Source organism: Sporomusa sp., assembly GCF_035561255.1.
In the GTDB taxonomy this organism is placed as follows: Bacteria; Bacillota; Negativicutes; order Sporomusales; family Sporomusaceae; genus Sporomusa.
In genome coordinates this window covers 1-10,984 of record NZ_DATMXX010000105.1, presented here as the reverse complement: position 1 = coordinate 10,984, position 10,984 = coordinate 1, and the positions used below count along the sequence as shown (strand labels likewise).

Genomic DNA, 10,984 nt, shown 5'->3' with positions numbered 1-10,984 from the left:
TCAATGTTTAGCCTTAGTTATGTATCTGTTATTTTTAAAGAAATTCCAACGAAATATAGCTTGTGTATAATTTAACTAACTCAATATACAACCTATCCCGGGAAGAGAGGTATATGGGGAAATATCCATACAGGGAGGAATTTATTCGAAACTTTTGCAAATAGTCGATTGCTCTAGTTTTCTAGTGCTGGTCTGCTTACAGGAAGCGTAACAGTACATCAGGGTGAATATGAGGAAAAACTCCCAGAATGAAGAAACCACCAAATACGTTTCTGCGATTTGGTAGCAACATCACATAGCAGGGTACTGTCGTTAGGAGCCGCCAGTACCTCAACATGGCGGGTTGTATCGAATTCAGCAACTTTAGTAACAACATCATCACATATGACAAGGTGCTGCCGCTAACCGGCAGCACCCCAACATGTGGTCTGTAAAGAGTATAGTTGAAAAATTTTTGAAATGTGAAAAAAATAACTTGTCATATAGGACATTTACAGTGACGTCCTGACAAGATAAGTAATTTTGGATGGTATATAAAACTATTCAAATATAAATCGAAATGATGAATATGGGGGTAAAGAGAATGTCCGAATTTGAAAAGTTTACGATCGACATTGCTGCCCATCCAATGATGGAAAGAGCGAAAGAACTGGGATTTTTGACTACCTTTGATCGAGCAAAAGCTCAAGAGCCACGCTGCAATTTTGGGAATACCGGTGTTTGCTGCCGGATATGCATGCAGGGTCCCTGCCGGATACTTCCTAAAAAACCAGGTGCCAACAAAGGGATTTGTGGTGCAGCGGATTACACGATTGTAGCCAGAAACGTTGTTCGTTCAATCGCTGGCGGAGCAGCAGCGCATTCTGACCATGGTCGCCATATTGCTGAAACATTACTGCATGTGGCAGAAGGAAAATTGAAAGACTACCATGTTACCGATGTTAACAAACTGATGGAGGTAGCTAAGAAGATTGGAGTAGCTACTGAAGGCCGTGCTGTGAATGATATTACTAAGGATGTGGCCCAAGCAGCACTTGATGAATTTGGCCGTGTGACGGAGTACCCGAAACTAACCTGGATCAACAAAACAGTCACTGCAGGCCGGCTTAAGAAATTTAACGACACCACGATTATGCCAAGCGGGATTAATCTTAGTCTTGCCGGCTTACTGCATCAAACCCATGTCGGCAATGATGCTGATCCGGTCAATCTTATTTTTACCGGCTTGAAGGCAGCTTTATGCGACTATGATGGAATGCATTTAGCAACAGATCTTTCTGATATTCTGTTTGGTACCGGTGTTCCGGTAGTAACTGAGGCTAACTTGGGATCGATTAAGGCTGATAAGGTTAACATTGCCCTTCATGGACATAATCCTTTGCTCAGTCAAATGGTTGTAGCTGCTGCCAAAGAAATGCAAGACGAAGCCAAGGCAGCCGGTGCTGCCGGTATTAATCTTGTAGGCATTTGTTGTACAGGCAATGAAGTTCTCATGCGCGAAGGTGTTGCAATAGCGACGAACTTTGCTACCCAGGAGCTGGCCATCCTAACTGGTGCGATGGATGCGATGGTTGTTGATGTTCAGTGTATTATGCCAAGCTTGCGTTCTTTGTCTGAATGTTTCCATACGAAGATTATTACCACGATGCCAATCATGAAGATTCCAGGATCTTACCATTATGCTTTTGATGAGCACAATGCGATGGAAAGTGCTAAAAATATTATTCGTTTAGCAATTGATGCCTATAAAGAGCGGGATGTAGCAAAGGTTAGTATTCCGCAGATTAGAAATACTGTTGTTGCCGGGTTTAGTCTGGAGTCCATACTTAACATATTCAAAAGCATTAATCCTGATAATCCAATTAGAGTAATTACCGATGCGATTGCTTCGGGTGAGATTAAGGGTGTAGCTTTATTTGCCGGTTGCAATAACCTAAAGGGTAAACATGACAATAATCACACAGAGATAGCCAAGGGCCTGGCAAAAAATGATGTGTTCATTGTAGCCACCGGTTGTGCAGCTCAGGCATTTGCTAAAGAAGGTCTGCTTAATGGCGAAGGTGTTAACAAATATGCCGGCGAAGGCCTCAAAAAGTTTATTACCCGTCTGAATGCGCAATCAGGGTTAACAACTGATCTGCCATTGATATTCCACATGGGTTCTTGTGTTGATAATAGCCGTTCCAATGATTTTGCAACAATGATTGCAAATGAAATGGGTGTTGATGTTTCCGATATTCCTTACGTTGCATCTGCTCCGGAGGCCATGAGTGAAAAATCGGTTGCTATCGGATCCTATCATGTGGCGATGGGAACGCCTACTCATGTTGGCGTTATACCCCCTCTTACAGGCAGTACTCTCGTTTATGATGTAGTTACCAAGATTGCTGAAGATGTATTTGGCGGTTTCTTTATTCTTGAAGAAAATCCACACAAGGCGGTTGATAAATTGGTAGAGGTTCTTGAAGAACGCACCTGGAAGCTGGCAATGCGTGCCAAAGCAGTTGCGAAGGCCGCAGAATACTAAAAAAGAAAAACACCCTGCCCTTAAGCTGGAACTGATGATGTAATATCAGCGATTGGCGTTGAAGAAGCACCTGGCGATTTCGCTGAGAAGGGGCTCGATCAGCGCCTTTTTTCTTTTTTCCAAAATACAGAAGTTGACAAAATTAGGAATATCCCTCTATATTAGATAATATAGAGGGATGGGGGGAGAGGTTAATAATGGCGACAACAAAACCGGATTATAAAAAGTATGGATTTATTCCGCAGCGCCAGCAAGGACTACTGATTATGCGCCTGCGGAACCGTGCTGGCAATATCTCTGCAGATGAATTATGCAAAGTATCTGAGCTGGCCGAACGATTTGGAACAGGTAAGGTGCATGTGACAATCCGGCAGGGAATGGAGATTCCCGGAGTAAAAGAAGAAAGATTTGAAGAAGCCCGTCAGGCTATCCTGGATGCCGGGCTGTTGCCGGCTGTTTGCGGCCTGCGGGTGCGACCTGTCATTTCTTGTCCTGGCAATCACACCTGTCCATATGGTTTAGTGGACACACAAGCGCTGGCTGAAACGTTAGATGCTCAATTTGTTGGCAGGGATCTGCCGGCCAAAACTAAAATTGCCGTTAGTGGCTGTGCTAATGCCTGTACAAAGCCGCAAGCACATGATATTGGTTTTAGGGGCGCAGCCGAACCGCTCATTGACCATGAAATTTGTGTGAAATGCGGCGCCTGTGTGCAGCGATGTCCGGCGAAATCAATGGTTATTGAAAATGAGGCTTTAGCCATCGATTACGATAAGTGTCTGTCTTGTGGTGTTTGTGTCCGGATATGTCCGAAGCAGGCTTTGCAAACCGGCAGGTTTGGCTATCATATATATGTCGGTGGTAAAGGGGGCCGTTATCCAAACGAGGCTGAGCTTATCGCAACTTTCATTACTGAGGAGCAGGTCATACCTTACCTGGAAGCCATTCTGGCAGTTTATCAGGAACTGGCAGATAAGGGGCAGCGCCTAAGCATGGCTATCGCCAAATTTGGGGTAGCGGCAGTCAAGGAAAAGGTTGAGAATAAGCTAAAGGGCTAGCTGGAGTTCAGTAGCAGGCACCTCGATTTAGGCAGGAGGAAGCCTTTGTGGATATAAGAAATCTAGAATACTTTATAGAGGTAGCACGGCATAAAAGTTTTAGTAAGGCTGCTGAAGCAATCCATATATCACAACCAGGCATTAGTAAGGCAATCAAAGAGTTAGAGGCCCAGTGGGGAGTTGTTTTATTTTATCGTAATGCAAAAAATATTGAATTGACAGATTCGGGAGAAGTTATTCTTGAACAAGCACAACAGATCGTATCGGCCTTTTATAACATTACCGTTCAGTTAGACGGTCTAGCCAAAATGCAAGTTGGGAAACTTTACATTGGTGTACCTCCCATTACTGCAGTGACAGCTCTCTCCAGATTGCTTAGTGCCTTTAGAAACGAATATCCCAAAATTCAGGTTCATCTGTATGAGTTTGGACCCAAGAAAATTGAAGCGGCTATCCAAGAAGGCCAGCTGGATATTGGTATATTTACGCCGGCTGAGCAGGATGAACAGTATGAGAAGCTGTGGTTAGAACGAGATCCTCATGACATAATCATGCAGCCAAAGCATAGATTAGCGCAAGAGGAGGTCGTGGACTACAAGCAACTCAGCAATGAGCAATTCATTATATATAATAATGAATATAGACTGCATGATTTGATCATAAGCCGTTGTCAGCAAGCCGGGTTTACTCCGAAGATTGTACTGGAGACATCGCAACGTGATTTGATAACGCAAATGGTAGCAGATGATCTTGGAATTGCATTATTGCCCAGAAAGCTCTGTAAAAGCCTTGATGCCAGAATGCTTATTTCACGACCTCTTGTAGACCCCCAATTATATCTGAAATTGGCTTTTGTATGGAAAAAGGCGCGCTACCTTTCACACGCTGTGCGTCAATTTCTGGATTTTGTGAGAAAAAATGCGCCACAAACATGAGTGCCAAGCAAAAAATTGGGGTCTTTAATGATTGACATCGGCGATATCTGTTGTTATACTTTCACTAATTAAATATACAATTGGTTGATCAGAAAGCTGAAGACCTAAGTACGCCATTTTCTTATGGCGTCTTGGTCTTGAGCTTTTTTTGATTTTCAGGAATAGGGAGGATAAAACATGGGTCAGATAAATAAAGCCACGGTTAAGCGGGTAGTAACAGCTAGCTTGGTGGGGGCAACAATCGAATGGTATGATTTTTTCTTGTACGGTGTTGTCGCAGGTATTGTGTTTAACAAGCTGTATTTTCCCACAAGTGACCCGTTGGTTGGTACGCTGCTAGCCTATGCCACTTTTGCCGTAGGCTTCATCACCCGTCCGCTTGGCGGCATTATCTTTGGACATTTCGGGGATAAAATTGGGCGGAAAAGCATGTTGGTCCTGACCTTGATGATTATGGGGGTGTCAACAGTCCTGATTGGATTAGTACCCACCTATGACCAAATTGGTGTTTGGGCACCCATTCTTTTATTGCTGCTGCGTATTTTCCAAGGGATTGGCTTAGGTGGTGAGTGGGGGGGCGCAGTCCTCATGGCTTTTGAATACGCGCCAGTTGAAAAACGCGGTTTTTATGCCAGTTTGCCGCAAATCGGTTTAGCCATCGGGCTTTGCCTGGCGTCAGGGGTAGTAGCATTATTATCATACTTGCTGACAGATGCCCAGTTTATGGCCTGGGGATGGCGGTTAGCATTTGTCTTAAGTATCGTATTGGTTATTATCGGTACCTGGATTCGGATGAATGTTATGGAAACGCCTGAGTTTCAAAATGTTAAAACAGCCAAAGCCGAATCAAAGCTTCCTATTGCCGACATGTGGCGTGAAGCATCGGGTAATGTGGTGGCCGGTATGGGCGCAAGGTTTATTGATGGTGTTTTCTTTAACATCTTTGGTGTGTTTTCGATTAGTTATTTAACCCAAACCCTCAAGATACCGCGGACAGACGCTCTTATAGGAGTGATGCTTGCTGCACTGGTAATGTGTGTATTTATTCCCGTGTTTGGGCATCTGTCAGATAAGATTGGCCGGACCCGGGTCTATTGGATTGGCAGCATTATTACCGGATTATCGGTTTTCCCGGCTTTTTGGCTGATTACAAATAGCGGCGGCAATATCCCGCTAGTCTGGTTGGCTATTATCGTACCCTTTGGCATTCTGTATGCCTCGGTTTATGGCCCGGAAGCAGCGCTATTTTCAGAGTTATTTGATGCCCGCTACCGGTATACAGGGATTTCTTTCGTATATCAGTTCTCCGGAATTTTTGCGAGTGGTTTGACACCGATTATTGCCACATCACTGCTTAAATACAATCAGGGAGATCCGGCTCTTATTTGCATCTATGTTGCGTTTGCCGGACTGGTAAGTGCTATTTCTGCTATCTGGATCGGTGCAAGAAAATCCAAAGGCAGCACCTCTTCTCCGAAAGAAGCGGTAGAAGCAATAAATTAACCGATAACGCCCACTGCTGGCAATTGACTTGCACTTTTTGCCAACACACCAATCGTCTGTAAATCTCTTAAAAATTAAATTAGGATGCAGAAAGGACGAAGAAATATGTCAGATATCGTATTATCACCCCAGGAACAACGAATTCAGGCCGAGATACAGGGAAACCCCGTGTTACATACCCGGGGGCGAACCTATGATATTTTAAACACTTTTGCCGCTACACGGCCGCGTATTGATGTAGAACGCGCTAAATATTTTACTGAGTCTTTCCGGCAAACTGAGGGTGAACCTCTTATTCTCCGGTGGTCGAAAGCACTAAAACATATTGCTGAAAACATTACTGTTTATATTGACGACCATCAGCAACTGGTAGGCAGAGCCGGTTCACAAGGCCGGTATGGCATACTGTACCCTGAGTTGGATGGGGATTTTCTTGGTTTGGCAATCGAGCAAATGCCCACCCGGGTTGAATCTCCCTTTAATATATCAGAGGCCGATGCCCGTGTGGTTATTGAGGAGATCGCACCCTATTGGCAGGGGAAAACCTTCCATGAAAACCTGACGAAAGCCTTGCCTAAAGAAACGTTGAAATATACGTATGACCCGAAAGATCCGCTGAAATCGCGTTTTATCGTCAACGAAACAGCTTCTTTTCGTTCCTCAATTCAATGGGTACATGACTATGAGAAAGTGTTGAAGCGGGGTTTTAAAGGCATAAAAGAAGAGGCCGAGCAAAAACTTTCATTATTAGACCCCTTGAGTCCGGTAGATACCATGGAGAAGGCTCCCTTCCTGCAGGCTATGGTTATTGTTTGCGATGCCATCATCCTCTGGGCTAACCGGCATGCTGCGCTTGCCGAAGAGCTGGCTGCAACAGCAGGGGACTCAGCCCGAAAACAGGAACTGCTGCAAATTGCGGAGGTTTGCCGGTGGGTACCGGAAAATCCTGCCCGTAATTTCCGGGAGGCAATGCAGGCCCAGTGGTTTACCCAAATGTTCTCCCGGATGGAACAAAAGACAGGTACTATTATATCAAATGGCCGGATGGACCAATACCTGTACCCATTTTACAAGCAAGATGTGGAATCAGGGGTGTTATCAGAAGAAGATGCGTTGCAATTGCTTGAATGCATGTGGCTGGCAATGGCCCAGTTTATCGACCTGTATATCTCGCCGACCGGGGGCGCTTTTAATGAAGGGTACGCCCATTGGGAGGCTGTTACGATAGGCGGACAGACGCCTGAGGGCCGGGATGCTACTAACGAACTGACATATCTGTTTTTGCAGTCAAAAAGGGAATTCCCGCTGCATTACCCGGATCTTGCCGCCCGTATTCATGGCCGGGTTTCGGCGAGATATCTTTATGAAGTAGCCGAAACGATTAAAGAAGGCTCAGGCTTTCCTAAGCTGATCAATGATGAGGAAGTTGTCCCCTTACTGCTGGCAAAAGGCGCAAGCTTTGAAGAAGCCTTTGACTATGCTGTGTCCGGCTGTGCTGAATGCCGTATGCCAAACCGGGATACCTATACCAGCCCCTGTGCCTATATTAACTTCCCGGCGGCCGTGGAAATGACAATTTATAACGGTAAAATGAAACTCCATGGTGAAGAACTCATTGGGCTGGAAACTGGCGATCCCCGTAATTTTGCAACATGGGAAGAGTTCTGGCAGGCGTATTTGGCGCAGCATATTAATTTTTTGAAACACGCCTTTATTCAACAGCAGGTTATCATTAATCTGCGGGCTGAGCATTTTGCCTGGCCATTGGGCTCTGCCCTGCACGATCTTTGCATGAAGACCTACAAGGATATTCACACGCCTGTAATCGAGGGCGGCATTGATTTAGGATATTTCGAATTTATGGGATATGGTACAGTCGTCGATTCTTTGGCGGCCATCAAAAAGCTGGTCTACGAAGAAAAGAAACTAACCATGGCCGAATTGGTTGAGGCCATGGAACGCAATTTTGAGGGTAGGGAGGTAGTAAGGCAGTTACTCCTCAATGCGCCGAAATATGGGAATGATGACGCCTATGCAGACGCTATTGCCCAAGAACTGGATCGTCAATGTCTGCAATTCACCAGAAAATACTCTAAGGAATTGGGCGTACACTTAGATCTTAGACTGGTACCCTTTACCTCCCATGTCCCCTTTGGTAAAGTGGTTAGCGCAACCCCTAACGGCAGGAAGGCTTATACTCCGCTGTCTGATGGCTCTTCAGCCTCACAGGGTGCTGATCTAAATGGCCCTACTGCTGTACTTTTGTCCAACTATACATCTAAAAACACCGGCTTCAGAGAACGTGCGGCCCGGTTGTTAAATGTCAAGTTAAGCCCCTCGTGCGTAGCCGGAGATGAGGGGACTGATAAACTAGTTGCCTTCATCCGAACCTGGTGTGACCTGAAACTGTGGCACCTTCAGTTTAATGTAATTAACCGGGAAACCTTGGTATCAGCCAAAAAAGATCCGGAAAAATACCGTAATCTTATTGTTCGTATAGCTGGTTACAGTGCTTATTTTACAGATTTGTCTCCCGATTTGCAGGATGATCTTATTGCCCGCACCGAGCATACTGCTATCTGATAGCAGCCGCAATAATTGCCAGGAGAAACACTATGATAAATAAAGCTATCGAGAAAAGCGGCTATGTTTTTAATATTCAACGCTATTCGCTGCATGACGGCTTAGGCATTCGGACGGTTGTATTTCTCAAAGGCTGCCCGCTGCAGTGCCGCTGGTGCAGCAATCCTGAATCACAGCGGTTTATGCCGGAGCTTGCCTATAATAAAGATAAATGCATTGGTTGTGAGGCCTGTTTCCGCTGTCACCAGGTATGTGCCTATGATGCGGTAGGGAAGAGCCAGGATGGTGGGATCGAGCTTAACAGGGAGCATTGCCAGCAATGCTTTCGCTGTGTTGACCAGTGTCCGTCAAAAGCCCTGCATACCTTTGGGCGGCAAATGAATGTAACTGATATTATTAAAATAGTAGAAGCAGATAGTGCCTTTTACATGCGCTCCGGTGGTGGGTTGACAATTAGCGGTGGCGAACCGCTGATGCAGGCCGATTTTGTAATCGACATCCTCAAAGAAACAAAAAGGCGCCGCCTTGATGCCACCATCGAAACCTGTGGTTATGCCTCATGGGATGACCTAAGAAGGGTAGCTGAATATCTAAAAACTATTATTTTTGATATAAAATCAATGGATTCTGATAAGCATAGAGAGTTTACGGGTCTTAACAATGACTTGATTTTGGCTAATTTGACAGCTCTGCGGAGCACCTTTCCCCAGTTGCGCATCTTAGTTCGTACACCGGTCATCCCTGGCTTTAACGATTCAGAGGAAGACATTGGTGCTATCTTAGATTTTATTAAGGGCTGGCATAATACAAGCTATGAGTTACTGCCATATCATCGATTGGGCCAGCAAAAATATAACTATTTAGGGCGGGACTATCCTATGGGCGATAGGCAATTAGACAACGACAAGATGCAGGCGTTTAATACACATGTAAAATCCCGGACTTAGGGCGGGATTATTTTGGTAAGATTGTAAGCAAGCGAGTGACTTTAAGTGTCTTTCCAATATCTAAAAGGGAGTCGCCCCTTTAATGGACGACTCCCTTTAGATATTACTCTAGAAATTGGGTTTAAGAACTCTTAGATTGGAAGGTATGGCAGTTAGTTTGATCACTTTGGCGGGCGTGTGCGGCGCCGCCATCAATGTTCACCTGGATTGCAGAAGCATCACACTGTTCGCCTTGTTTCCAATATTTACAGCAAGATACTGTACACTTTACTCCTGATAAAGGCATCTGTAGTCACCTCCTTAGAATTTGCAATGATAGTATTTCACCATATAGACAATTCATGTATAGTGTGAGAAATATGCTGTTGACAAATTATCAATCAGCTAGTATAATTTAAATTCCAGTGCCGGAGTGACGTAATTGGCAGACGTAGCAGACTCAAAATCTGCCGGGGGTAACTCCGTGTCGGTTCGAGTCCGACCTCCGGCACCAACTAACTAATTTATCGGGGCGTGGCTCAGTTTGGTAGAGTACCTGGCTTGGGACCAGGGGGTCGCAGGTTCGAATCCTGCCGCTCCGACCAATTAATTATGTTAACTAATAATTTGGAATATGGGACTATAGCTCAGTTGGTTAGAGCGCTACGTTGACATCGTAGAGGTCACTGGTTCGAATCCAGTTAGCCCCACCAATTCAAAAAAATACAGTTGACATAGTATGTATAACTATGATAGTCTATATAAGTCGTTCCCTGAAAACTGAACAATGTAAAGTAATGCATCATAAAATGCCAGATGTGCAGTGGCTGTAAAAAGCCATTTAATAGTACAAGGATGCGGAAGTAGCTCAGCGGTAGAGCATCGCCTTGCCAAGGCGAGGGTCGCGAGTTCGAATCTCGTTTTCCGCTCCAAAAAATAATGAGCCGATAAAACGGCTTCAATATAAGTAGTCGCTGTGTGAGTTTGAACTTTTGCCTGGTGCGTCTGATTAAGAAGCATGTCTTCCTTATATAGATAGCGGCAGGGATGAGCAGAGAAGCATATAGACGGCATATAATTTATTGGAGAGTTTGATCCTGGCTCAGGACGAACGCTGGCGGCGTGCCTAACACATGCAAGTCGAACGGTCTGCTGTTCAACACCGAGAGTTTTCAGATGGTGAACTAAGACAGCGTCAAGTGCGAACGATAGAGAGTGCTTGACTCCATTAAGTGCCAACACAGAGCCTTCGGTGTTGGACAGCAGATAGTGGCGAACGGGTGAGTAACGCGTAGACAACCTGCCTCTAAACTGGGGACAACACTGCGAAAGTGGTGCTAATACCGAATGTGGTATCTTCGCTGCATGGTGAAGATAAGAAAGATGGCCTCTCTATAGAAGCTATCGTTTAGAGATGGGTCTGCGTCTGATTAGCTAGTTGGTGAGGTAACG

The 10,984-nt window shown here is 45.1% G+C and carries 7 protein-coding genes, 4 tRNA genes and 1 rRNA gene; 11 read left to right on the top strand and 1 reads right to left on the bottom strand.

Annotated elements, in window-relative coordinates:
• Positions 1-583: 583 nt before the first annotated feature.
• The 6 genes from cooS (at position 584) to hpsH (ending at position 9,553) form a co-directional block, all read left to right on the top strand.
• Positions 584-2,527 (top strand): anaerobic carbon-monoxide dehydrogenase catalytic subunit, encoded by a 1,944-nt coding sequence (gene cooS, locus VN379_RS06220; protein ID WP_325531906.1) that lies wholly within the window; start codon positions 584-586, stop codon positions 2,525-2,527.
• Positions 2,528-2,724: 197 nt separating this feature from the next.
• Positions 2,725-3,585 carry a 4Fe-4S binding protein gene (locus VN379_RS06215; RefSeq protein ID WP_325531904.1) on the top strand — a complete coding sequence of 287 codons (861 nt, stop codon included), beginning with the start codon at positions 2,725-2,727 and terminating at the stop codon, positions 3,583-3,585.
• Positions 3,586-3,632: 47 nt separating this feature from the next.
• On the top strand, positions 3,633-4,520 hold the full coding sequence (locus VN379_RS06210; RefSeq protein WP_325531901.1) for a LysR family transcriptional regulator: 888 nt from the start codon (positions 3,633-3,635) through the stop codon (positions 4,518-4,520).
• A 177-nt stretch (positions 4,521-4,697) separates the two neighbouring features.
• Positions 4,698-6,023 carry an MFS transporter gene (locus VN379_RS06205; protein WP_325531898.1) on the top strand — a complete coding sequence of 442 codons (1,326 nt, stop codon included), beginning with the start codon at positions 4,698-4,700 and terminating at the stop codon, positions 6,021-6,023.
• A gap of 105 nt (positions 6,024-6,128) precedes the next feature.
• On the top strand, positions 6,129-8,606 hold the full coding sequence (gene hpsG / locus VN379_RS06200) for a (2S)-3-sulfopropanediol dehydratase (RefSeq protein WP_325531896.1): 2,478 nt from the start codon (positions 6,129-6,131) through the stop codon (positions 8,604-8,606).
• 32 nt (positions 8,607-8,638) lie between these two features.
• Complete coding sequence (hpsH, locus tag VN379_RS06195) at positions 8,639-9,553, top strand: (2S)-3-sulfopropanediol dehydratase activating enzyme (protein ID WP_325531894.1); 915 nt, start codon at positions 8,639-8,641, stop codon at positions 9,551-9,553.
• A gap of 121 nt (positions 9,554-9,674) precedes the next feature.
• On the opposite strand, the gene VN379_RS06190 is transcribed toward hpsH, so the two are convergent.
• Positions 9,675-9,839, bottom strand: a complete 165-nt coding sequence (locus tag VN379_RS06190; RefSeq protein ID WP_325531892.1) for a DUF1540 domain-containing protein — start codon at positions 9,837-9,839, stop codon at positions 9,675-9,677.
• A gap of 120 nt (positions 9,840-9,959) precedes the next feature.
• On the opposite strand from VN379_RS06190, the gene VN379_RS06185 reads away from it, so the two are divergent.
• From VN379_RS06185 to VN379_RS06165, 5 genes are all read left to right on the top strand, one after another.
• Positions 9,960-10,046: transfer RNA gene (locus tag VN379_RS06185), tRNA-Leu, on the top strand.
• 14 nt (positions 10,047-10,060) lie between these two features.
• A tRNA-Pro gene (locus VN379_RS06180) sits at positions 10,061-10,137 on the top strand.
• A 31-nt stretch (positions 10,138-10,168) separates the two neighbouring features.
• Positions 10,169-10,245, top strand: a tRNA-Val gene (locus tag VN379_RS06175).
• 144 nt (positions 10,246-10,389) lie between these two features.
• A tRNA-Gly gene (locus tag VN379_RS06170) sits at positions 10,390-10,464 on the top strand.
• Positions 10,465-10,611: 147 nt separating this feature from the next.
• Positions 10,612-10,984 (top strand): 16S ribosomal RNA (locus tag VN379_RS06165); the annotation flags it as partial.